Here is a 21,341-nt window from a genome sequence, read left to right on the forward strand (position 1 = left end):
ATTTCCTTTATGGAATTAGACCTGCTCCGCTTCATCGACCGCCTTGCCCTTTTCCAGGAGTGAAGACTCATGTTGCCAGTTGATACGCAGCGCATCATCGAACAGCACGGCATCAAGTACGTGCTGGCCCAGTTCGTCGATATCCATGGCGCCGCGAAGACCAAATCCGTCCCGGTGACCGGGCTCAAGGCGGTGGCCGAAGACGGGGCCGGATTCGCCGGTTTCGCCATCTGCGGCATGGGCATGGAGCCCCATGGTCCCGACTTCATGGCCCGGGGCGATCTCTCCACGCTGATCCCCGTCCCATGGCAGCCGGGCTATGGCCGTATCGTCTGCATCGGCCACGTCAATGGCGAGCCCTGGCCTTTCGATACCCGCTACGTGCTGCAGCAGCAGGTGCAGCGCCTCAAGGACAAGGGCTGGACCCTCAACACCGGCCTGGAACCGGAATTCAGCCTGTTCCGCCGCGATGCCGGCGGCAAGCTGCAACTGGTGGACGCCTCCGACAACCTCGACAAGCCCTGCTACGACTACAAGGGCCTGTCGCGCTCCCGCGAATTCCTCGAACGCCTGACCGAAGCCCTGCAGCCGGTGGGCTTCGACATCTACCAGATCGACCACGAGGACGCCAACGGCCAGTTCGAGATCAACTACACCTACAGCGACGCGATGGAGTCGGCGGACCGCTTCACCTTCTTCCGCATGGCGGCCGGCGAGATCGCCAACGACATGGGCATGATCTGCTCGTTCATGCCCAAGCCCGATCCGAAGCGCGCCGGCAACGGCATGCACTTCCACCTGTCGATCGCCAGCGCGACCAACAAGAACCTGTTCCACGACGCCAGCGACCCGAGCGGCATGGGCCTGTCGAAGCTGGCCTATCACTTCGCCGCCGGCCTGCTGGCCCATGGTCCGGCCCTGTGCGCCTTCGCCGCGCCGACGGTGAACTCCTACAAGCGCCTGGTGGTCGGTCGCTCGCTGTCGGGTTCCACCTGGGCGCCGGCCTTCGTCGCCTTCGGCGCCAACAACCGCTCGGCCATGGTCCGCGTGCCGTATGGCCGCCTCGAATTCCGCCTGCCGGATGCCGGCTGCAACCCGTACCTGGTGACCGCCGCGATCATCGCCGCGGGTCTCGACGGCATTGAGCGCCAGCTGGAGCCGGACTTCGTCTGCAACGAGAACCTCTACAACCTCAGCCTCGAAGAAATCGCCGCCCGCGGCATCAAGACCCTGCCGCAGTCGCTCAAGGAAGCCACCGACGCCCTGGCCGCCAGCCCGCTGTTCCGCGAGGTGCTCGGCGCCGAGATCGTCGACGAGTTCATCCGCCAGAAACGCATGGAGTGGGTGGAATACAGCCGGCATGTCTCCGACTGGGAGATCCAGCGCTACACCGAATTTTTCTGATCACCGAATTCCCGATTCATCTGCCCCAAGGAGACATCGCCATGTGCGGAATCGTAGGTCTTTACCTGAAGAAGCCCGAGCTCGAAGGCCAGCTCGGCAAACTGTTCGAACCCATGCTCGAAGCCATGACCGACCGCGGTCCGGACAGTGCCGGCTTCGCCATCTACGGCGATGAAGTGGCCGACGGCTGGGTCAAGCTGACCCTGCAGGCCACCGATGTCGGCTACGACTGGAAAACCCTGATGGGCGAGCTGGAAGGCCGCCTCGGCTGCTCCCTGGACTGGTTCCAGAACGCCAGCGCCGCCGTGCTGAAAGCACACAGCGCCGAAGAACCGGTACGTGCCGCCCTCGCCGAACTCGCCCCGGACGTGCGCATCATGAGCGCCGGCCAGAGCATCGAGATCCTCAAGGGCATGGGCCTGCCCCGGGAAATCTCCGAGCGCTTCGGCCTGGCCGGCATGAAGGGCAGCCACATCATCGGCCACACCCGCATGGCCACCGAAAGCGCGGTGACCATGGAGGGCAGCCACCCGTTCTCCACCGGTGCCGACCTGTGCCTGGTGCACAACGGCTCGCTGTCCAACCACTTCCGCCTGCGCCAGGAGCTCAAGCGCGAAGGCATCACCTTCGAGACCGACAACGACACCGAGGTCGCCGCCGGCTACCTGACCTGGCGCCTGCGCCAGGGCGACAGCCTCAAGGAAGCGCTGGACAAGTCGCTGGAAGACCTCGACGGCTTCTTCACCTTTGCCATCGGCACCCGCAACGGCTTTGCCGTGATCCGCGACCCGATCGCCTGCAAGCCGGCGATCCTCGCCGAGACCGACGACTACGTCGCCATGGCCTCCGAATACCAGGCGCTGGCCAGCCTGCCGGGCATCGACAAGGCGAAAGTCTGGGAGCCCGAACCCGCCACCATGTACATCTGGGAACGTGCCTGAGGAGCCCACTTCATGAAAACCATCGACCTTTCCAGCGCCTCGGTGCGTGAACTGAACCAGACCCTGCACGGCGAAGTGCAGGACCGCGAGTGGGTGGTCACCCACCCCGACGGCAAGCACAACCTGGCGGTGGGCCTGAACCAGGCCGTGAGCATCGATATCCAGGGACACGCCGGCTACTACTGCGCCGGGATGAACCAGAAGGCGAGCATCACCGTGCACGGCAACGTTGGCGTCGGCGTGGCCGAGAACATGATGTCCGGCTCGGTGCGGGTCAAGGGCAGCGCCTCCCAGGCCGCCGGTGCCACCGCCCATGGCGGCCTGCTGGTGATCGACGGCGACGCCGGTGCGCGTTGCGGGATTTCCATGAAGGGCGTCGACATCGTGGTTGGCGGCAGCATCGGCCATATGAGCTGCTTCATGGCCCAGGCCGGTCGCCTGGTGGTCTGCGGCGATGCCGGCGATGCGCTGGGCGATTCGCTGTACGAAACCCGTATCTACGTGAAGGGCACGGTCAAGTCGCTGGGTTCGGACTGCATCGAGAAAGAGATGCGCGCCGAGCACATTGCCGAGGTCGCCGAGCTGCTCAACCGCGCCGGCTTCGACGAAGACCCGGCCAGCTTCAAGCGCTATGGCTCGGCGCGCCAGCTGTACAACTTCAAAGTCGACAACGCATCCGCCTACTGATCCGCGGCCAGGAGTATTCCCATGAGCGAAAAACACACCCCCGTGCTGCGCGAATCGGCCACCTTCGATCGCCTGACCATCCAGGAAATCCAGCGCGCCGCCGAGACCGGCATCTATGACATCCGTGGCGGTGGTACCAAGCGCAAGCTGCCGCACTTCGACGACCTGCTGCTGCTCGGCGCCTCGGTGTCGCGCTATCCGCTGGAAGGCTATCGCGAGAAATGCGGCACCGATGTGGTCCTCGGCACGCGCTTCGCGAAGAAGCCGATCCACCTGAAGATTCCGGTGACCATCGCCGGCATGAGCTTCGGCGCGCTGTCGGCCAATGCCAAGGAGGCCCTCGGCCGTGGCGCGACCATCGCCGGCACCAGCACCACCACCGGTGACGGCGGCATGACCCCGGAAGAGCGCGGCCAGTCGCAGCACCTGGTCTACCAGTACCTGCCGTCGCGCTACGGCATGAACCCCGATGACCTGCGCAAGGCCGACGCCATCGAGATCGTCCTTGGCCAGGGTGCCAAGCCGGGCGGCGGCGGCATGCTGCTGGGCATGAAGGTCACCGAGCGGGTGGCCGGCATGCGTACCCTGCCGATCGGTGTCGACCAGCGCAGCGCCTGCCGTCACCCCGACTGGACCGGCCCGGACGACCTGGCGATCAAGATCGCCGAGCTGCGCGAGATCACCGACTGGGAGAAGCCGATCTACGTCAAGATCGGCGCCAGCCGCCCGTACTACGACGTCAAGCTGGCGGTGAAGGCCGGGGCCGACGTGATCGTTCTCGACGGCATGCAGGGCGGTACTGCCGCGACCCAGGAAGTGTTCATCGAGCACGTCGGCATCCCGATCCTGCCGGCCATTCCGCAAGCCGTCCAGGCGCTGCAGGAAATGGGCATGCACCGCCAGGTGCAACTGATCGTCTCCGGCGGCATCCGCAATGGCGCGGACGTGGCCAAGGCCATGGCCCTGGGGGCTGACGCAGTGGCCATCGGCACCGCCGCACTGGTGGCGCTGGGCGACAACCATCCGCGGCTGGACGAGGAACTGAAGAAGATCGGTTCGGCAGCGGGCTTCTACGACGACTGGCAGAACGGCCGCGACCCGGCCGGGATCACCACCCAGGACCCGGAGCTGTCCAAGCGCCTCGATCCGGTGGAAGCCGGGCGCCGCCTGGCCAACTACCTGCGGGTGCTGGTGCTGGAGGCGCAGACCATGGCCCGTGCGTGCGGCAAGTCGCACCTGCATAACCTCGACCCGGAGGACCTGGTGGCGCTGACCGTGGAAGCGGCAGCGATGGCTCGGGTGCCGCTGGCGGGGACCAGCTGGGTGCCGGGGCAGCAGTATTGATTCAAGGTTGAGCACCGCACCCCTGTAGGAGCGGGTTTACCCGCGATTGCAATGGTGAATTCACCAATGTCATCGCGGGTAAACCCGCTCCTACAGGGGCCGCGGCGTTCTCAGGATTCTGGCGGCATGGGCAACAACAACCGGGCACTCACCGGCAGATGATCGGAAATCTCCAGGGTGTCCTGCTGCACCACCCGGGCATTCACCCGCTTCAGCTTGGGACTGTGGAACAGATAATCGAGCGTGCGGTCCGGCCCGTCGAGGCGCGGGTCGTTGGGGAAGTGGGTCAGCCACTGCTGGCGATCGGCGCCGGTGGCCTCGGCATTCGCCGGGATCATCGGGTACTTGTCCCATAACAGGTGCAGCTCGCTGTCCACCGAGTAGAACTGGCGCTGCTCCTGCGTCAGCCGGCGATACTGCCCCAGCGGCAGCAGGTTGAAGTCCCCGCCCAACAGCCACGGCGTGCCCTGGCGTTCGAACTGATCCACCAGTTTTTCCAGCTCCCGGACCTGCCGGGCCTGCACGTCGTTGCCCGGCACATGCCGGGCCAGTTGCGTGTTGAGGACCGCCAGTTGCCCGCCCTCGCGCAGCGACAGGTAGCTGACCAGCACCGCCTGCTGCGGCTTGAGCAGACGGCTCAGGACGTTGTCGGATTCACGTGGCAGCTGTACCCGCTGGGCCTGCTGGATCGGGTAGCGGCTGAGGGTGGCCAGGGTGCGGCCGACGGCGCCGGCGACATGCCGGTCGGGAACGAACTCGGCTTTCCAGTCCCAGGCCTGCACGGCGCAGGGGTAGAGGTCAGCAAGGCGTTCGCGGAGCAGGGCGAGCTGGTCCTGATAGTCCGTGGCCTTGGCGTCCTTGTCCAGTTCCTGGAGCAGGACGATGTCCGGCTGTTCGACGCGTATCACCCGCGCCACTTCGTCGAGGTTGAAGGCCAGGTCCTCGGCGGTGGGACGGGTGTCGTCACCGGCGGCCTCGTCGTACCAGAACACATAGCGCTTGCCTGCCAGGTATTGCAGGTTCCAGGTCATCACCTTCAACTGCTGGCCCGGCGCAAGCGGCTTGGCCGGGCCGTTGCACGCCACCGGCACCGACTCCAGCGGCTCGGGGCGCCAGCCCGCCTGCGAGGCCAGCAGCCAGAGCAGGACGGCGATCAGCAGGAGCAGCAGCAGGGCGTTGCGCAGTAGTCGGATCATCGGGCTCGGGCAGGTCGGGTTTGACGGTTGAGCATAGCCCCCGGTTTCAGGAGCGTGCCGGGTTGGCCTCGCTGAGCAGCATGTACAGGCGGAACAGCACCACGGTGCTGAACAGTTGCAGGAAGCTGTTGACCACATTGACCAGCAGTTCCAGGACCGGGTTCACCTGCTCCGGCAGCAGGCCGAGGGTGATGCCGTTGAACAGCCACAGCGGTGCCATGACGCCGAGCAGGCAGACGAGGATGCGCCAGAAATTGCCATTGACCATCTGGAAGCTCTCGCGCATCGCCTGGATCGGCGCACGGCCCTGCAGCACCAGCAGGTACTCGGCGAACACCAGGTTGGTCATCACCCAGATGCCGGGGAGGATGAACAGCGAGATGCCGGCCATGATCAGCAGCGAACTGAGCATCACCAGCAGGGCGAACGTCGGCCACAGTTGCAGGGCGCGGGCCAGCAGGTTGCGCTTGAGCGGTTCGTGGCCGTCGGTGCGGGCGTCGAGGTAGAGGATCAGCGCGGCGCTGTACAGCGGGTAGAACAGCAGGCCGACGAGCAGGCCGTACGCCGGCGAGGCGTCATCGCCCAGCTGGTCGTAGAGCAACTGGCTGCACACGGCTTCGAGGAGCACCAGCGGCAGGCACAGGCCTGCGATGCTGACCAGGTGGCGGCGGAAGAAGTACAGCGAGTCACGCAGAACGGTGAGGGGATTCATGGGTCTATTTCGAAGTCCGGAGCAGGCGCTCACTTTAGCTCAGGGGTCGAACCTGAACAAAGTTTCATGCGCTGCCCGCATTGAAACGGCGATGCTTGTCCCTATGTTCACTGCAACCCGTACACCAGAGAGGTCGCGTCATGAATAACGAAGAACGGAACCTGATCGATGGCCTGTTCACCCGGCTGCGCCAGGCCGAAGCCGAAGGCGCCCCACGCGATGCCGAGGCCCAGGGGCATATCGCCGGACTCGTTCAGCAGCATGCTGCCGCGCCTTACTACATGGCCCAGGCGATCCTGGTCCAGGAAGCGGCGCTCAAGCGACTCGACGAACAGAACCGCCAGCTCCAGGCCGAACTGGCCGAGGCCAAGGCCAGGGTGGCGAACCCCGCACCGGCGCAGCAGGGCGGTGGTGGTTTCCTCTCCAGCATCTTCGGTTCCAGTGCCCGTCCGGCACCGAGCCAGCAAGCGGCGGTTGCGCCACCTTCGTCGTCGGGCGGCTGGCGTGATGGTCCGGGCAGCGGTGGCGGTGTCGCGCCGCAATCCAATTGGGGCGCGCCGCCGCCTCAAGCCCAGGCCGCCCCGGCACGCAGCGGCGCCAGCAGTTTCCTCGGCGGTGCCCTGCAGACCGCCGCCGGTGTGGCGGGTGGGGTGATGCTGGCGCAAGGCATCAGCAGCCTGTTCCATCACAATTCGCAACCCGAGGAAGTCGTCGAGGTGATCAAGGAAGAGCCGGCCCAGGTCAGCGACCAGGGTGGCTGGAACGATGACAGCCAGCGCTATGTGGCGGATGACAGCAGCTATGGCGATGACGGTGGCGGGTTCTTCTCGGACGATGATTACGTCTGATCCGTTGTTGTTGTGCAGAGAATGCAAGTCGAGAGCTCGACGCGGACCCTGTGGGAGCGGGTTCACCCGCGATTGCGTCAGTGGATTCACTACCGTAATCGCGGGTAAACCCGCTCCCACAGGTCTCCGCGGCGGACCTTCGAGCGGTTAACTGGCATACTGGCCCTCTTTGCCACCCAAGGCCTGGCATCCAGAGGAGGGGTCAGTGAAGAAAATCGCCGTATTCGTCGACGTCCAGAACCTCTACTACACCGTACGCCAGGCCTATGGCTGCCATTTCAACTACGCCGCCTTCTGGTCGGCCGTCAGCCGCGACGGCGAGATCGTCGAGGCCTTCGCCTATGCCATCGACCGTGGTGACAGCAAGCAGCAGCAGTTCCAGCAGATCCTGCGCAACCTCGGCTTCACCGTGAAGCTCAAGCCCTATATCCAGCGCAGCGACGGCTCGGCCAAGGGCGACTGGGACGTGGGTATCACCCTCGACGTGGTCGACGCCGCCGCCCGGGTCGACCAGGTGGTCCTGGCCTCCGGCGACGGTGATTTCGACCTGCTCCTGGAGCGGGTGATCCAGCGCCACGGCGTCGAGGCCGTCGCCTACGGCGTGCCGGGCCTGACCGCCAACTCGCTGATCCGCGCCGCCAGTCGCTACGTGCCCATCGAAGGCGCGCTTTTGCTCAAGCATTGAGGTTTTTCTTGGAACGTATCGCCGTCATCGACTTCGAAACCACCGGCATCACCCCCGGCGCCGGTTGCCGCGCCACCGAAGTGGCGGTGGTCATGCTGGAACAGGGGCGCATCGTCGAGCGCTACCAGAGCCTGATGAACGCTGGCGTACCGGTACCGGCCTTCGTCGCCGGGCTCACCGGCATCACCACGGCGATGCTGCGCAGCGCACCACCGGTCGACCGGGTGATGAACGAAGTCGCCGAGTTCGTCGGCGACACGCCGTTGCTGGCGCACAACGCCGCCTTCGACCAGAAGTTCTGGGACTACGAACTCAGCCGCATCGGCCGCAGCCGCAGCCAGTCCTTCGCCTGTTCGCTGCTGTTGTCGCGGCGCCTGCTGCCGGCGGCGCCGAACCACAAGCTCGGCACCCTGACCCGTTGGGCCGGGCTGCCCGACACCGGCACCGCGCACCGGGCCATGGCCGATGCGGAAATGGCCGCCAACCTGCTCCAGCACCTGGTCGGCGAGTTGCGCGGCACCCACGGCGTGCAGCGCCTCGACCATGCCTTCCTGTGCAAACTGCAGAAAGTCCCCGCCGCCAAGGTCCGCGAGGCCTTGCTCAAGCTCCGTTAGCTTTCTTCTCCAGTTGCCCCAGCGGTACCCGCCGCTCGACAGCGCTGGAAAGAATGATCGAGGTCTTGCTGAAGCCGAACTGCGCCACGCGGTTGATCAGCTCTTCCAGCTCCGGCATCGAGCCCACCGCCGCCTGCATGATCACGCAGGGGTCGCCGGTGACCCGGTGGCATTCGGTGAGCTGGGGAATCTGCGTCAGGGCTTCGTAGGCCTGTTGGTTGCCGTGGCTGGCCAGGCGCAACTCGATCACGCACTGGATCGGCAGGCCGATCTTGCTCATGTCGACCTTGGCCTGGTAGCCGGTGATCACTCCACTGGCCTCCAGCTTCGCCACCCGTTCCGCCACCGCCGGAGCCGACAGGTTCACCGTGCGTGCCAGCTGGGCGAAGGAGGCGCGGCCGTTTTCCAGAAGGGCGGCGAGGAGCATGCGATCGTACTTGTCCATCGAGGTCTCGTTAAAACAAAGGGAAAGGGTTGAAAGATCCGTTCTTTCGAAAGTCCAGGTGCCAGATAAGCGTTTTTTGAAACTTAATTTTACCGATCAAGCTTTCTAAACTAACGCCACAACTACTCAAATTCGAGCCCCCCATGCCTGCCTCCCGTCGCTTTCCCTGGTTGTTGATCGGTGCCTTCCTCGCGTTGTACCTGGTGTGGGGTTCTACCTACCTGGCCATTCGCATCGGTGTCGAGTCCTGGCCGCCGATGCTCATGGCCGGAGTGCGCTTCCTGGTCGCCGGGGGACTGTTGTATGGCTTCCTGCGCTGGCGCGGGGTGCCGGCGCCGACCTGGCAACAATGGAAGGCGGCGGGTGCCATCGGTTTCCTGCTGCTCAGCTGCGGCAACGGCGGGGTGACGGTGGCCGAGCATGCTGGGGTTGCCTCGGGCGTGGCAGCGCTGGCGGTGGCCACGGTGCCGCTGTTCACCTTGTTGTTCGGCCTGCTCTGGGGCCATCGCAATACCCGTCTTGAATGGGCCGGGATCTTCATGGGCCTGGCCGGTATCGCGCTGCTCAACCTCGGTTCGAACCTGCAGGCCAGCCCGCTGGGCGCGGCGCTGATCCTGTTCGCGGCGGCATCCTGGGCGTTCGGTTCGGTCTGGAGCAAGAGCTTGCCGCTGCCCCAGGGGCCGATGGCCAGTGCCGCGGAAATGCTGGTGGGCGGTGTGGCCCTGCTGGCCGGCAGCTTCTTCAGTGGCGAACGCCTGACCCAGATGCCCACCGCCGCCGGCTGGGGCGCGCTGGCCTACCTGGTGGTGTTCGGCTCGATCCTCGCCTTCAGCGCCTACATGTACCTGCTCAAGCACGTGCGTCCGGCGGCGGCCACCAGCTATGCCTACGTCAACCCGGCGGTGGCGGTGTTGCTGGGGATTCTCTTCGCCGGCGAGCAGATTGGCACGGAGGAATGCCTGGCGATGGCGGTGATCATCGGCGCGGTGGTGCTGATCGGCATCCCGCAGTGGCGCAAGGCGCCGCAAGCCCCGGTGATCGAGGGCGAGATGTCCGGCACTCGGTGATCGTCGGCGAACAGGGTAAACTCCGCGCCATTGCACGATTTCCCCTGACGGTATTGCCATGACATTCGCCAAACTCGGCCTGATCGAACCGCTGCTGCGCGCCCTCGACAGCCTGAACTACACCACGCCAACGCCGGTCCAGGCCCAGGCAATCCCCGCCGTCCTGGCCGGTCGCGACCTGATGGCCGCGGCCCAGACCGGCACCGGCAAGACTGCCGGCTTCGCCTTGCCGCTGCTGCAACGCCTGACCCTTGAAGGCGCCCAGGTCGCCAGCAACTCGGTACGCGCCCTGGTGCTGGTGCCGACCCGCGAACTGGCCGAGCAGGTCCACGGCAACATCCGCGAGTACGCCGAGCACCTGCCGCTGCGCACCTACGCGGTGTACGGCGGGGTCAGCATCAACCCGCAGATGATGAAGCTGCGCAAGGGCATCGACCTGCTGGTGGCGACCCCGGGCCGCCTGCTCGACCTGTTCCGCCAGAACGCGGTGAAGTTCAACCAGCTCCAGGCCCTGGTACTGGACGAGGCCGACCGCATGCTCGACCTCGGTTTCGCCGAAGAACTGCGGGCGATCTACGCAGCGTTGCCGGTCAAGCGCCAGACCCTGCTGTTCTCCGCCACCTTCTCCGACGAGATCCGCCTGATGGCCGGGCAGATGCTCAAGGAGCCGCTGAGCGTCGAGGTCAGCCCGCGCAACGTCACCGCCAGCACGGTGAAGCAGTGGATCGTCACGGTGGACAAGAAGCGCAAGACCGAGCTGTTCTGCCACCTGCTGCGCAAGCAGCGCTGGGGCCAGGTGCTGGTGTTCGCCAAGACCCGCAATGGCGTCGACCAACTGGTGGAGCGCCTGGTGGGCATGGGCATCAACGCCGACGGCATCCACGGTGACCGTCCGCAGGCGACCCGCCAGCGGGCGCTGGACAGCTTCAAGGCGCGGGAAGTGCAGATCCTCGTGGCGACCGATGTGGCCGCGCGGGGGCTGGACATCGATGACTTGCCGCTGGTGGTGAACTTCGACCTGCCGATCGTGGCCGAGGACTATGTGCACCGCATCGGTCGTACGGGGCGGGCGGGGAATACCGGTGAGGCGCTGTCGCTGGTCTGCGCGGATGAAGTGCAGTTGCTCTCGGCGATCGAGACGCTGACCCGCAAGACCCTGCCACGTCATGACGAGCCGGGCTTCGAGCCGGACCATCGGGTGCCGGTGACCGATGCCAGCGGGCAGATCCTGAAGAAGCCGAAGAAACCCAAGAAGCCGAAGCAGGGTGGCGCCAAGGGCAACCTGGGGCGTTGGGTGGACAGCGGTGATGCGCCGGTGGCGGCCAAGCCGGTGCGCAAGGTGCCAGCGTTCAATACCGGGCCGAAGAAGCGCAAGCCTTGAGATAGTGGTTGCCTCAGCTGGCCTCATCGCGGGTGAACCCGCTCCCACAGTTTCGGTGCAATCCTTGTGGGAGCGGGTTCACCCGCGATGAGGCCGGTCCAGACAGGGCATCACTTGCGGGCAAGCCACTCCAGCACCCCCAACCCCGCCTTCCTGCCACTGGCAAAGCACGCCGTCAGCAGATAGCCCCCGGTCGGCGCTTCCCAGTCGAGCATCTCCCCGGCACAGAACACCCCCGGCACCTGCTTCAGCATCAAGCCCTCATCCAGCGCCTCGAACTTCACGCCGCCAGCACTGCTGATCGCCTCGTCCAGCGGCCGTGCTCGCACCAGTTCGATGGGCAGCGCCTTGATCGCCTTCGCCAGCTTCTGCGGATCGGCGAACACGTCCGGGCCGGTCAGTTCGCGCAGCAGCGAAGCCTTCACCCCGTCCAGCCCCAGTTGCCCGTGCAGGTGCTTGGCCATCGAGCGCGACCCGCGCGGCCTGGCCAGCGCGGCAGCAATCTTGTCCACAGGGTTGTTCGGCAGCAGGTCCAGCAGCAGCGTGGCGCGGCCCTGGCGATTGATGGTTTCGCGAATCAGCGCCGACCAGGCATACACCAGGCTGCCCTCCACCCCGGTCTCGGTCAGCACGAACTCGCCGGGTCGTGGCTCATGCCCCGGCAGACTCAGGGCGATGTTCTTCAAGGGCGCCCCGGCGAACTTCTGCTTGAGCAGGTCGCTCCACGCTGCCACCTCGAAACCGCTGTTGGACGCCTGCAACGGGGCGATATCCACAGCCCGTTCGGCCAGCCACGGCAGCCAGGCGCCATCCGAGCCGAGGCGGGTCCAACTGCCGCCGCCGAGGGCGAGTACCACTGCATCGGTTTTCACCGCCAGCTCACCCTGTGGATAACCGATCCGCGCGCTGCCGTCGGCATTCCAGCCCAGCCAGCGATGCCGGGTGTGGATAACCACCCCGGCGTCGCGCAGGCGCTTGAGCCAGGCACGCAGCAGCGGCGCGGCCTTCATGTCTGTCGGGAACACCCGCCCCGAGGTGCCCACGAAGGTACTTATCCCCAGGCCGTGAATCCATTCGCGCAGGTTATCGGCGTCGAAATCCGCGAGCAGCGCGGCGATTTCGCCAGCACGCTCGGCGTAGCGGGAAATGAACGCGGGCTTGGGCTCGGAATGGGTGATGTTCATGCCGCCGACCCCGGCCAGGAGGAACTTGCGTCCCACCGAGGGCATGGCGTCGTAGAGGTCGACCTTCACCCCGGCCAGGCTGAGGACTTCGGCCGCCATCAGGCCGGCAGGACCGCCTCCGATGATGGCGACGTGGGCGGGGAGGCTGGTACGGGAATCGGTCATGGCGGCGGCAGGCTGGGGATAAGTGAGCCGGCCATTCTACCCGAGGCGATGCGGGCAGGGCACTGTACAAAAAACGCTCAGTTTCCGCGCAGCCCCGGATTCACGAGGGGAAAAGGGCTTTCCCGCAGGTTATCCACAAGCGGTTCCACAGTCATTGTGGGTAATCCAGCACCTGTTGCGCGCAGTGATGGAGGATGCCGTGGCGCCGCGCCAGGGCTTCGCGGTCCTTGCTGTAGCCGCCACCGATCACCCCGACCACCGGGATATCGCGGCCCAGGCAATGGCGCAGCACGCAGGTATCGCGGGCGGCGACGCCTTCGTCGGTGAGTTGCAGGTAGCCGAGGGCGTCGTCCTTGTGCACGTCGACCCCGGCGTCGTACAGCACCAGGTCCGGCTGGTACAGCGGCAACAGGTAGTTCAGGGCGTCGTCGACGATCTTCAGGTACTCGCCGTCGCCCATGCCCCGGTGCAGCGGGATATCCCAGTCGCTGCGGGCCTTGCGCGCGGGGAAGTTCTGCTCGCAGTGCAGCGATACAGTGATGGCGTCGGGGGTGTGTTCGAGGATCCGCGCGGTGCCGTCGCCCTGGTGCACGTCGCAGTCGAAGATCAGCACGCGATGGACCCGCCCGGCCTCCAGCAGGTAGCGGCTGATTACCGCCAGGTCGTTGAAGATGCAGAAGCCCGCCGGGTGATCGTAGTGGGCATGGTGGGTGCCGCCGGCCAGGTGGCAGGCGATGCCGTGCTGCAGGGCCAGTTCGGCGGTCAGCAGCGAGCCGCCCACCGCGCGCACGGTGCGCCGGGCCAGGGCTTCGCTCCAGGGCAGGCCGAGGCGGCGCTGGTCCTCGCGGGACAGGTCGCCGTTCATGTAGCGCTCGATATAGGCGCGGTCATGGGCCAGGGCGAGGATGTCGTTGGGGCAGATCTCCGGGCGCTGCAACTCGGCATCGGTGGTCAGGCCGCTGGCGATCAGGTGATCGTGGAGCAGGCGGAACTTGTCCATCGGAAAGCGGTGCTCGGGGGGAAACTCCGGGCTGTAGTCGTCGTGATAAACAAGAGGCAGGCGCATGGCGGGTCCGGCGGTGGGCACCGGGGGATCTTGCCAGTTGCCCGGCGGGCAGCGCCAGCATTGCCTGCCTACGCTGTAGACTGCGAGACCAAGGAACCCTGGAGCTGTCGATGACGCCGATACTGGAACTGGAAAGTGCGCGCCTGGTAATGCGCCAATGGCAGGACGACGACCTGAAGGAGTTCGCCGCGCTGTGCGCCGATCCGCAGGTGATGCGCTACTTTCCCGCGCCGCTGAGCCGGCTGGAGAGTGCTGCCCTGATCGGTCGCATCCGCGGGCATTTCGCCGAATACGGTTTCGGCCTGTGGGCCCTGGAGCGCAAGGACACCGGTGCCTTCATCGGCATGACCGGCCTGCTGCACGTCGGTTTCGACGCCGACTTCACCCCGGCGGTGGAGATCGGCTGGCGCCTGGCCCGCCGCCACTGGGGCCTGGGCTTCGCCAGCGAGGCGGCCTGGACCAGCCTGCGCTGTGCCTTCGCCCAGCTCGGTCTGCAGGAGGTGGTGTCCTTCACCACCCGCGACAACCTGCCTTCGCAGAAGGTGATGCAGGCCATCGGCATGCAGGCCGACCCCGCCGGCGACTTCGAGCACCCGAAACTGGAGCCCGGCCACCCGCTGCGTCCCCACGTGCTCTACCGCATCGATCGTGCCCAGTGGCAGGCCACCCTGCGCGGCTGAATCAGCGAACATACGGGCCAGTAATGACAAACCCTGTATCATTTGCCGCCTGGGCCCTGCTTTGGAGAATCTCGAATGAGCCACGTGTTGGACGATCTGGTCGATCTGTTGAGTCTGGAAGCGATCGAGGAAAACCTCTTCCGCGGCCGTAGCCAGGACCTGGGCTTCCGCCAGCTCTACGGTGGCCAGGTGCTCGGCCAGTCGCTGTCGGCGGCCAGCCAGACGGTCGAGGAGGCGCGTCACGTGCACTCCCTGCATGGCTACTTCCTGCGTCCGGGCGATGCCAGCATGCCGGTGGTCTACTCGGTGGACCGCGTGCGCGATGGCGGCAGCTTCAGCACCCGCCGCGTCACGGCGATCCAGAAGGGCAACCCGATCTTTACCTGCAGCGCCTCGTTCCAGTACGACGAGGAAGGTTTCGAGCACCAGGGGCAGATGCCCGAGGTGGTCGGTCCGGAAAACCTGCCGTCGGAAGTGGAGCTGGTGCAGGCCATGGCCGACAAGCTGCCTGAGCACATCCGCGAGAAGATGCTCTGCGCCAAGCCCATCGAAGTACGCCCGGTAACCGAGAAGGACCCGTTCAACCCCAAGCCCGGCGACCCGGTGAAGTACGCCTGGTTCCGCGCTGACGGCACCCTGCCGGACGTCCAGGCGCTGCACAAGTACATGCTCGCCTACGCCTCGGACTTCGGCTTGCTGACCACTTCGCTGCTGCCCCACGGCAAGTCGGTGTGGCACAAGGACATGCAGGTCGCCAGCCTCGACCACGCCCTGTGGTTCCACGGCAACCTGCGCACCGACGAGTGGCTGCTGTACGCGATGGACAGCCCGTGGGCCGGCAATGGTCGCGGCTTCTCCCGCGGCAGCATCTTCAACCGCGCCGGGCAACTGGTGGCCTCGACCTGCCAGGAAGGCCTGATCCGTCACCGCAAGGACTGGTCATGAGCCTCGCCGGGATTCGCCACTGGGTGTTCGACATGGACGGCACCCTGACCGTGGCCGTGCACGATTTCGCTGCGATCCGCGTGGCGCTGAACATTCCGCCCGAGGACGACATCCTCACGCACCTGGCCGCCTTGCCGGCGGCAGAAGCACAGGCCAAGCACGCCTGGCTGCTGGAGCACGAGCGCGACCTGGCGATCGCCTCGCAGCCGGCGGAGGGCGCGGTGGAGCTGGTGCGCGAGCTGGCGGGGCGGGGTGTGCAACTGGGCATCCTGACCCGCAATGCCCGCGAGCTGGCGCATGTCACCCTCGAAGCCATCGGCCTGGCGGATTGTTTCCCGGTGGACAGCATTCTCGGGCGTGATGAAGCGCCGCCCAAGCCGCACCCGGGTGGGCTGTTGAAGCTGGCCGAGGCGTGGGCGGTGGATCCGGCGCAGATGGTGATGGTGGGGGATTACCGCTTCGACCTGGATTGCGGCCGTGCGGCGGGGACGCGCACGGTGCTGGTGAACCTGCCGGACAACCCGTGGCCGGAGCTGGCGGACTGGCATGCGGCGGATTGCCGGGCGTTAAGGGATTTGCTGTCCTGACGGGGACCTTGTGGGAGCGGGTCTAGAAATCCCAGCGCGTGGTGAGCGTCAGGTTGCGCGGCTCGCCGTACCAGGTCGTGTCGAAGTTCCCCAGCCCGCTCAGGTAGCGCTTGTCGAACACGTTGTTGGCATTGAGTGCGACGCTCAGGTGCTCGTTGTGCTGATAGCGCGCCATCAGGTCCACCAGGGTATAGCCGCCCTGCTTGATCAGCGTGTAGTCGTTGGCCACAGGGCTCCAGATCTTGCCGTAGAACGCACTCTGCCAGTTCAGCCCACCGCCCACGGTGACCCGCTCCAGCGCGCCGGGCAGGCGGTAGGTGCTGAACAGCCGCACCAGGTGCTCGGGCTTGGTGGTGCTCATCGGGAAGCCGAACATGCGCTGCTCGTCGGCATCGCGGGTGCGCGCGTAGGTGTAGCCGGCACCGACATTCCAGCCTTCCAGCGGCTCGCCGGCGACCTCCAGCTCCACGCCCTTGGTGGTCGCCCCTTCGATCGCTTCGTAGATGCCTTCGTTGGTGACCGGATTGGTGCCGATCGACTGCGCGACGTTGTCCTGCTCGATGCGGAACAGCGCCAGGCTGGCATTCACCTTGCCGCCCAGGAAGGCCGCCTTGAGGCCGGTCTCGTAGCTCTTGCCTTCCACCGGATCCAGCGTCGCGCCGTTGCTGTCCTTGTAGGTCTGCGGCTGGAAGATCGTGGTGTAGCTGGCGTACACCGACCAGGTGTCGTCGAGGTCGTAGACCACGCCGGCATAGGGCGTGACCACGCCATGCTGCTTGTAGCCGGCCTGGCTGTCCGGGAAGCTCGGGCTGAGGCCGTCGTAGTCGTAGTCATCGTCGTACTTGAAGGTACTGACCCGGGTCCCGAGGATCACCGACAGGTCGTCCACCGGCTTCAGCCGCGTCGCCACGTAGGCGCCGTTCTGCCGTTTGTTCTGCTCGTACTTGCCGTTCTTCGGGAACGTCGGCACCTCGATGTCGCCGCGCCAGTCGTAGATGCTCCCCGGGACCATGGCGAACAGGCTGGTGTCGTAGGTGGCGCCGGTCTGGCGGGAGGTCGAACTGTTGAAACCCACCACCAGGTCATGCTCGCGACCCAGCAGGGTGAATGGGCCGGAGAGGTTCAGGTCGGCGTTGTTCTGCACCCGGTGGCCTTCCCAGCGCCCCCAGTAGAAGAACATGCCCTCGCCCGTGGCGCGGTCGGGATTGCCGCCGCCGGCGGAGGCGAGGCGGGTGTCGTGGTCGGACTGCATCTGGCTGAGGCTGAGCTTGAGCGTCCAGTCGTTGGCCAGGGCCTGTTCCAGGCTGGCGAAGTACGTACGGCTCTGGAAGTCGCGACGGCTCCAGTCGGCGCCGGGGTTGAACGAACGCGAGAAATCGGTGCGCGAGCCATCGGCGAAGAACACCGGATTGCCGGTCCAGGACGTGCCCCGCGGGGTGGTGGTCTGCTGGTCGATGCCCACGGTGAGCAGGGTATCCGGGCTGAGGTCGGCTTCGAGGATGCCGTACCAGACGTCCTTCTTCTGCCGGTAGTGGTCCTGGTAGCCGTTGCCCTCCTGCTTGGCGCCGACGAAGCGGCCGCGCAGGTTGCCACTGGCGGTCAGCGGGCCGGAGATATCGCCTTCGCCGCGGTAGTTGTCCCACGAGCCGGCGCTGCCGGTCAGCGAGGCCTGGAACTGCGCGGTGGGTTTCTTGCGGATCAGGTTGACCGTGGCCGACGGATCGCCCGAGCCGGTCATCAGGCCAGTGGCGCCCTTGAGTACTTCGACGCGGTCGTAGGTAGCCATGTCGACATGGGTCACGCCTTCGTTGTAGACGCCGTCGTAGACCGTGTTCACCCCGTCGAACTGGTAGTTGGTGATGACCAGGCCACGGCTGGAATACTCGGTGCGGTCGCTGTCATAGGCCTGCTCGGAAACCCCCGGGGTGTTGCGCAGGACGTCGGCAATGCTGCGGGCGCCCTGATCGTCCATCTGCTGGCGGGTGACCACGGTCACCGACTGCGGCGTCTCGCGGATCGACAGCGGCAGCTTGGTGGCGGTGCGGGTTGCGCCAGTGGTGTAGCTGCCGGAATGTTCGGTGGTCTCGCCGAGCGAGCGGCCGTCGATGCTGGTCGCGTCGAGTTCGACCGTGCTGCCGTCGCCGCCGGTCACCAGCACGTAGCCGCCGTTGGACTGGCGCTGGACCCGCAGTCCGCTGCCAACGAGCAGGCGCGCCAGGCCTTCCTCGACGCTGTAGTTGCCTTGCAGCCCCGGCGACTGCTGGCCCTGGGTCTGCCGTGCATCGAACGACAGGGTGATGCCGGCGCGGGTGGCGAACAGGCTCAATACCGTGCCCAGCGGACCCGCGGCGATCTGGAACTGCTGGCTCGCGCTCTGCGCCATGACCTGGGCGGGCAGGGCGACCAGCAGGCTGGCGCCCAGCGGCAGGCCGAACAGCGCCAGGCGGGTGGCATGCAGCAGGGAGCGAGGCGCGCGCGGGAGGAACGGGGGCATGCGGTGTTTCCTTTCGGTGACGGGACGGAAGACGGCGCTCAGGGCCGGGGTTACTTCCGTAGCCGTTCTGCCGGGGAAAAATGGCCACCCCTGTGGCGAAAATATTTTCAGGCCGCCTCGATGCTCACCCAGTAGCGGGTCATGAAGCGCACGCGGACCGGCAGGGAGGTGCTGAGGTTGTGCAGCAGCGTGTCGGTGTCGGCGATGGGGAAGGCACCGGTGAGGCGCAGGTCGGCCACGCGCTCGTCACAGCGGACGATGCCGGGCCGGTAGCGCCGCAGCTCGACGACGAAGTCGGCCAGGCGCCAGTCGATCACGCTGAGCATGCCCTGAGTCCAGGCATCGGCACCGGGGGCGATGGCGCCAACCGTGGCGAAGCCCTGGCGATCGAACTGCACGCTGTGTCCGGCGTCCAGTCGCAAAAGTGCGCCGGGCCTGGCCTTGGGGCGGATCTCCACCGCGTGCTGCTGCACGCTGACGCGGCTGCAACCGTCGGCGCTGTACACGCAGAAGCGCGTGCCGAGGGCGCGCACCCGGCCCTCTGCGGTCTCCACCACGAAGGGCCTGGCCTGCGAATCGCTGCCGGTCTGCACGCTGATTTCACCACGGTGCAGGACCAGCAGGCGCTGGCTGGCGTCGTAGCGGATGTCCAGGGCGCTGTCGGTGTTGACCTGCAACTGGCTGCCATCGGCGAGGGTGAGGCGGCGCAGCTCGCCCTTGCTCGTGCGCACGTCGGCCAGCAGGGTCTGGCCGGTGTCGCTCTGGCGCAGCCCCCAGTTGCCGGTGCCGGCCGCCAGCAGCAGGGCCAGGGTCTTGAGCACTGCGCGGCGCCGTGCACGCAGGCCGGCCAGGGTCGGCAGGGCGACCTCCGCCGGCAACTGGCCCATCTGCGCCTGGACCTTTTCCACCCGCGCCCAGGCGCGGGCATGGGCCGGGTTCTGCTCCAGCCAGTGTTGCCAGGCCTGCAGCAGGCGCGGGTCGGGGTTGCCGGCGTTGAGGCGGACATACCAGTGCGCGGCGGCTTCGAGGACGTGCAGGTCGAGTGGCGGGGCCATGTCAGTCGTCCGTCAGCAGCAGGCAATGGGTCATGGCCCGGGCCAGGTGCTTCTTCACCGTGTTCAGCGAAACGCCCAGGCGCTCGGCGGCGGCGGTGTAGGTCAGGCCTTCGAGCTGCACCGCGAGGAAGATGCTGCGCGTGCGTTCGCCGAGCCCGTCCAGCAAAGTGTCCACGGCCACCAGGGTTTCCAGGATCAGCAGGCGGGTTTCCGGCGAATCGACGGTCTGCTCCGGACGCAGCGCCAGTTCGGCGAGGTAGGCCTGTTCCACCGCCCGCCGACGGAAGCGGTCGACCATCAGCGCATGGGCGATCGAGCCCAGGTAGCTGCGCGGCTCGCGGATGGTCTGCGCGTTGCGGGCATTGAGCACGCGGATGAAGGTGTCCTGGGCCAGGTCGGCGGCATCGCTGGCATTGCCCAGGCGGGCGCGCAGCCAGTTCTTCAGCCAGCCGTGGTGCTCGCTGTAGAGGATATGCAGGGCGGCGTTTTCGGAAGTGGACATGGGCGGGTCGAGAGGTAATTGATAATTAGTCGCAATATTGTGAGCTCTTGGTCGATTCTGCAAGCGGCTGTACTTGACCCTTTCTGACGACGAACCAAGAATTCACCGACATTCGCAACGGATCGATGAGGGAACAGCATGAGCAAGGCCATCTACGTGCAACCCGGCGGCGGCTACGACAAGGTCACGGTGGGCAACAGCGAAGCGGCGGCCCCGGCGGCCGGCGAAATCACCGTGCGCCTGCGCGCCAACTCCCTCAACTACCACGACTTCGCCGTGGTCAGCGGCATGTGGGGCCCCAGCGAGCCGCGCATCCCCATGGCCGACGGTGCCGGCGAGGTGATCGCGGTGGGCGAGGGCGTCAGCGAGTTCGTCGTGGGCGATGCGGTGGTCAGTACCTTCTTCCCCGACTGGCTCGACGGCCAGCCGCTGGTGGAGGGGTTCGCCACGGTGCCGGGGGATGGCATCGACGGCTACGCCCGCGAAGTGGTGACGGCCCGGGCGACCTCGTTCACCCTGGCGCCGAAGGGCTACAGCCATGTCGAAGCCGCGACCCTGACCACCGCCGGCCTGACCGCCTGGCGCGCGCTGATGGCCGACGACTCGCTCAAGCCCGGTGATTCGGTGCTGGTGCAGGGCACCGGCGGGGTGTCGATCTTCGCCTTGCAGTTCGCCAAGGCGGCGGGCGCCACGGTGATCGCCACCTCGTCCAGCGACGAGAAGCTGGAACGCCTGAAGACCCTCGGCGCCGACGAAGTGATCAACTACCGCAGTACGCCGAACTGGGGCGAGAAGGTTCGCGCCCTGACCGGCAACCGTGGTGTGGATCATGTGATCGAGGTGGGAGGGCCGCAGACGCTGGAGCAGTCGATGACTGCCGTGCGGATTGGTGGGCATGTGTCGATGATCGGCATCCTCACCGGCGTCGCCGGGCAGTTGCCGTTGGTCCAGGCGCTGGTACGGCAGATCCGCCTGCAGGGCGTGCTGGTGGGCAGCCGGGCGCAGCAGCAGGCGATGATCCGCGCCATCGATGCCAATGGCCTGCGCCCGGTGGTGGACAAGGTGTTCGAGCTGGAGCAGATCGTCGAGGCGTTCCGCTACCAGGAAAGCAACCGGCACTTCGGCAAGATCTGCCTGGGGTTCTAGAGCGCTATCGCTGCACGAGTATGTCCACGTCTCGGGCAAGTGAAACACGGACCCTGTGGGAGCGGGTTTACCCGCGATGACGGCGGTGAACCCAGCATCGTCATCGCGGGTGAACCCGCTCCCACAAGGCCCGCGTTGCCTTGTCGGCCCCGTTGTTCAGCTCGGGACTAGATGTGCAGATATCCATGGCTAT

At 66.4% G+C, this 21,341-nt stretch carries 21 protein-coding genes; 13 read left to right on the plus strand and 8 right to left on the minus strand.

Annotated features, from left to right (window positions below; all coding sequences use genetic code 11):
- The first annotated feature begins 69 nt into the window (after nucleotides 1-69).
- Genes glnT through V0R59_RS02980 form a run of 4 tightly spaced genes read left to right on the plus strand, consistent with a single transcriptional unit; the run spans nucleotide 70 to nucleotide 4,376 of the window.
- Entirely contained in the window at nucleotides 70-1,404 is a 1,335-nt protein-coding gene (glnT, locus tag V0R59_RS02965) for a type III glutamate--ammonia ligase (protein ID WP_330073129.1), read from the plus strand.
- Nucleotides 1,405-1,445: 41 nt separating this feature from the next.
- On the plus strand, nucleotides 1,446-2,345 hold the full coding sequence (locus V0R59_RS02970) for a class II glutamine amidotransferase (protein ID WP_330073128.1): 900 nt from the start codon (nucleotides 1,446-1,448) through the stop codon (nucleotides 2,343-2,345).
- Nucleotides 2,346-2,357: 12 nt separating this feature from the next.
- Nucleotides 2,358-3,032: a GltB/FmdC/FwdC-like GXGXG domain-containing protein gene (locus V0R59_RS02975; protein ID WP_330073127.1), complete on the plus strand. Its 675-nt coding sequence runs from the start codon at nucleotides 2,358-2,360 to the stop codon at nucleotides 3,030-3,032.
- Nucleotides 3,033-3,053: 21 nt separating this feature from the next.
- Nucleotides 3,054-4,376 carry an FMN-binding glutamate synthase family protein gene (locus tag V0R59_RS02980; protein ID WP_330073126.1) on the plus strand — a complete coding sequence of 441 codons (1,323 nt, stop codon included), beginning with the start codon at nucleotides 3,054-3,056 and terminating at the stop codon, nucleotides 4,374-4,376.
- 110 nt (nucleotides 4,377-4,486) lie between these two features.
- Here the strand turns inward: V0R59_RS02980 and V0R59_RS02985 are convergent, their stop codons facing one another.
- Together V0R59_RS02985 and V0R59_RS02990 are read right to left on the minus strand one after the other, a co-directional pair.
- Nucleotides 4,487-5,572 carry an endonuclease/exonuclease/phosphatase family protein gene (locus tag V0R59_RS02985; protein WP_330073125.1) on the minus strand — a complete coding sequence of 362 codons (1,086 nt, stop codon included), beginning with the start codon at nucleotides 5,570-5,572 and terminating at the stop codon, nucleotides 4,487-4,489.
- A gap of 46 nt (nucleotides 5,573-5,618) precedes the next feature.
- Nucleotides 5,619-6,284, minus strand: a complete 666-nt coding sequence (locus tag V0R59_RS02990) for a hypothetical protein (protein ID WP_330073124.1) — start codon at nucleotides 6,282-6,284, stop codon at nucleotides 5,619-5,621.
- A 140-nt stretch (nucleotides 6,285-6,424) separates the two neighbouring features.
- Here V0R59_RS02990 and V0R59_RS02995 point away from each other — a divergent pair, with 140 nt between their 5' ends.
- The 3 genes from V0R59_RS02995 (at nucleotide 6,425) to V0R59_RS03005 (ending at nucleotide 8,431) form a co-directional block, all read left to right on the plus strand.
- Entirely contained in the window at nucleotides 6,425-7,132 is a 708-nt protein-coding gene (locus tag V0R59_RS02995; protein WP_330073123.1) for a DUF2076 domain-containing protein, read from the plus strand.
- Between the two features lie 205 nt (nucleotides 7,133-7,337).
- Nucleotides 7,338-7,817, plus strand: a complete 480-nt coding sequence (locus V0R59_RS03000) for a LabA-like NYN domain-containing protein (RefSeq protein ID WP_330073122.1) — start codon at nucleotides 7,338-7,340, stop codon at nucleotides 7,815-7,817.
- A gap of 8 nt (nucleotides 7,818-7,825) precedes the next feature.
- Entirely contained in the window at nucleotides 7,826-8,431 is a 606-nt protein-coding gene (locus V0R59_RS03005) for a 3'-5' exonuclease (protein ID WP_330073121.1), read from the plus strand.
- Here the strand turns inward: V0R59_RS03005 and V0R59_RS03010 are convergent.
- Entirely contained in the window at nucleotides 8,418-8,876 is a 459-nt protein-coding gene (locus tag V0R59_RS03010) for an Lrp/AsnC family transcriptional regulator (RefSeq protein WP_042123797.1), read from the minus strand. The genes V0R59_RS03005 and V0R59_RS03010 overlap by 14 nt on opposite strands.
- 143 nt (nucleotides 8,877-9,019) lie before the next feature.
- On the opposite strand from V0R59_RS03010, the gene yedA reads away from it, so the two are divergent.
- On the plus strand, nucleotides 9,020-9,943 hold the full coding sequence (yedA, locus tag V0R59_RS03015; RefSeq protein WP_330073120.1) for a drug/metabolite exporter YedA: 924 nt from the start codon (nucleotides 9,020-9,022) through the stop codon (nucleotides 9,941-9,943).
- Between the two features lie 58 nt (nucleotides 9,944-10,001).
- Nucleotides 10,002-11,324 (plus strand): DEAD/DEAH box helicase, encoded by a 1,323-nt coding sequence (locus tag V0R59_RS03020; protein WP_330073119.1) that lies wholly within the window; start codon nucleotides 10,002-10,004, stop codon nucleotides 11,322-11,324.
- A gap of 110 nt (nucleotides 11,325-11,434) precedes the next feature.
- Here the strand turns inward: V0R59_RS03020 and V0R59_RS03025 are convergent, their stop codons facing one another.
- Entirely contained in the window at nucleotides 11,435-12,673 is a 1,239-nt protein-coding gene (locus V0R59_RS03025; RefSeq protein ID WP_330073118.1) for a TIGR03862 family flavoprotein, read from the minus strand.
- 151 nt (nucleotides 12,674-12,824) lie between these two features.
- Complete coding sequence (locus V0R59_RS03030) at nucleotides 12,825-13,739, minus strand: histone deacetylase family protein (RefSeq protein WP_330073117.1); 915 nt, start codon at nucleotides 13,737-13,739, stop codon at nucleotides 12,825-12,827.
- Nucleotides 13,740-13,849: 110 nt separating this feature from the next.
- On the opposite strand from V0R59_RS03030, the gene V0R59_RS03035 reads away from it, so the two are divergent.
- The 3 genes from V0R59_RS03035 to V0R59_RS03045 all read left to right on the plus strand — a co-directional run bounded on the left by V0R59_RS03035 (nucleotide 13,850) and on the right by V0R59_RS03045 (nucleotide 15,951).
- Complete coding sequence (locus V0R59_RS03035; RefSeq protein WP_330073116.1) at nucleotides 13,850-14,419, plus strand: GNAT family N-acetyltransferase; 570 nt, start codon at nucleotides 13,850-13,852, stop codon at nucleotides 14,417-14,419.
- A 75-nt stretch (nucleotides 14,420-14,494) separates the two neighbouring features.
- Nucleotides 14,495-15,364, plus strand: a complete 870-nt coding sequence (gene tesB / locus V0R59_RS03040) for an acyl-CoA thioesterase II (protein ID WP_330073115.1) — start codon at nucleotides 14,495-14,497, stop codon at nucleotides 15,362-15,364.
- Entirely contained in the window at nucleotides 15,361-15,951 is a 591-nt protein-coding gene (locus V0R59_RS03045; protein WP_330073114.1) for an HAD family hydrolase, read from the plus strand. The genes tesB and V0R59_RS03045 overlap by 4 nt, the downstream gene beginning before the upstream one ends.
- Nucleotides 15,952-15,973: 22 nt before the next feature.
- Here the strand turns inward: V0R59_RS03045 and V0R59_RS03050 are convergent, their stop codons facing one another.
- The 3 genes from V0R59_RS03050 to V0R59_RS03060 all read right to left on the minus strand — a co-directional run bounded on the left by V0R59_RS03050 (nucleotide 15,974) and on the right by V0R59_RS03060 (nucleotide 20,002).
- A complete protein-coding gene (locus V0R59_RS03050; RefSeq protein ID WP_330073113.1) occupies nucleotides 15,974-18,445 on the minus strand; it encodes a TonB-dependent siderophore receptor in 2,472 nt (823 codons plus the stop codon).
- A 107-nt stretch (nucleotides 18,446-18,552) separates the two neighbouring features.
- On the minus strand, nucleotides 18,553-19,500 hold the full coding sequence (locus V0R59_RS03055; RefSeq protein ID WP_330073112.1) for a FecR domain-containing protein: 948 nt from the start codon (nucleotides 19,498-19,500) through the stop codon (nucleotides 18,553-18,555).
- A gap of 1 nt (nucleotide 19,501) precedes the next feature.
- A complete protein-coding gene (locus tag V0R59_RS03060; RefSeq protein WP_330073111.1) occupies nucleotides 19,502-20,002 on the minus strand; it encodes a sigma-70 family RNA polymerase sigma factor in 501 nt (166 codons plus the stop codon).
- A 138-nt stretch (nucleotides 20,003-20,140) separates the two neighbouring features.
- On the opposite strand from V0R59_RS03060, the gene V0R59_RS03065 reads away from it, so the two are divergent.
- Nucleotides 20,141-21,148 (plus strand): zinc-dependent alcohol dehydrogenase family protein, encoded by a 1,008-nt coding sequence (locus tag V0R59_RS03065; RefSeq protein ID WP_330073110.1) that lies wholly within the window; start codon nucleotides 20,141-20,143, stop codon nucleotides 21,146-21,148.
- Nucleotides 21,149-21,341 lie beyond the last annotated feature (193 nt).

The organism is Pseudomonas ulcerans (assembly GCF_036324125.1).
GTDB classification, from domain to species: Bacteria; Pseudomonadota; Gammaproteobacteria; order Pseudomonadales; family Pseudomonadaceae; genus Aquipseudomonas; species Aquipseudomonas ulcerans.

Coding starts and splice junctions, on each gene's coding strand:
- V0R59_RS03035 (WP_330073116.1), top strand. CDS start 13,850: ATGACGCCGATACTGGAACTGGAAAGTGCGCGCCTGGTAATGCGCCAA.
- V0R59_RS03060 (WP_330073111.1), bottom strand. CDS start 20,002: ATGTCCACTTCCGAAAACGCCGCCCTGCATATCCTCTACAGCGAGCAC.
- V0R59_RS03030 (WP_330073117.1), bottom strand. CDS start 13,739: ATGCGCCTGCCTCTTGTTTATCACGACGACTACAGCCCGGAGTTTCCC.
- V0R59_RS03050 (WP_330073113.1), bottom strand. CDS start 18,445: ATGCCCCCGTTCCTCCCGCGCGCGCCTCGCTCCCTGCTGCATGCCACC.
- V0R59_RS02990 (WP_330073124.1), bottom strand. CDS start 6,284: ATGAATCCCCTCACCGTTCTGCGTGACTCGCTGTACTTCTTCCGCCGC.
- glnT (WP_330073129.1), top strand. CDS start 70: ATGTTGCCAGTTGATACGCAGCGCATCATCGAACAGCACGGCATCAAG.
- tesB (WP_330073115.1), top strand. CDS start 14,495: ATGAGCCACGTGTTGGACGATCTGGTCGATCTGTTGAGTCTGGAAGCG.
- V0R59_RS02975 (WP_330073127.1), top strand. CDS start 2,358: ATGAAAACCATCGACCTTTCCAGCGCCTCGGTGCGTGAACTGAACCAG.
- V0R59_RS02995 (WP_330073123.1), top strand. CDS start 6,425: ATGAATAACGAAGAACGGAACCTGATCGATGGCCTGTTCACCCGGCTG.
- V0R59_RS03045 (WP_330073114.1), top strand. CDS start 15,361: ATGAGCCTCGCCGGGATTCGCCACTGGGTGTTCGACATGGACGGCACC.
- yedA (WP_330073120.1), top strand. CDS start 9,020: ATGCCTGCCTCCCGTCGCTTTCCCTGGTTGTTGATCGGTGCCTTCCTC.
- V0R59_RS02970 (WP_330073128.1), top strand. CDS start 1,446: ATGTGCGGAATCGTAGGTCTTTACCTGAAGAAGCCCGAGCTCGAAGGC.
- V0R59_RS03055 (WP_330073112.1), bottom strand. CDS start 19,500: ATGGCCCCGCCACTCGACCTGCACGTCCTCGAAGCCGCCGCGCACTGG.
- V0R59_RS03020 (WP_330073119.1), top strand. CDS start 10,002: ATGACATTCGCCAAACTCGGCCTGATCGAACCGCTGCTGCGCGCCCTC.
- V0R59_RS03025 (WP_330073118.1), bottom strand. CDS start 12,673: ATGACCGATTCCCGTACCAGCCTCCCCGCCCACGTCGCCATCATCGGA.
- V0R59_RS03010 (WP_042123797.1), bottom strand. CDS start 8,876: ATGGACAAGTACGATCGCATGCTCCTCGCCGCCCTTCTGGAAAACGGC.
- V0R59_RS02980 (WP_330073126.1), top strand. CDS start 3,054: ATGAGCGAAAAACACACCCCCGTGCTGCGCGAATCGGCCACCTTCGAT.
- V0R59_RS02985 (WP_330073125.1), bottom strand. CDS start 5,572: ATGATCCGACTACTGCGCAACGCCCTGCTGCTGCTCCTGCTGATCGCC.
- V0R59_RS03065 (WP_330073110.1), top strand. CDS start 20,141: ATGAGCAAGGCCATCTACGTGCAACCCGGCGGCGGCTACGACAAGGTC.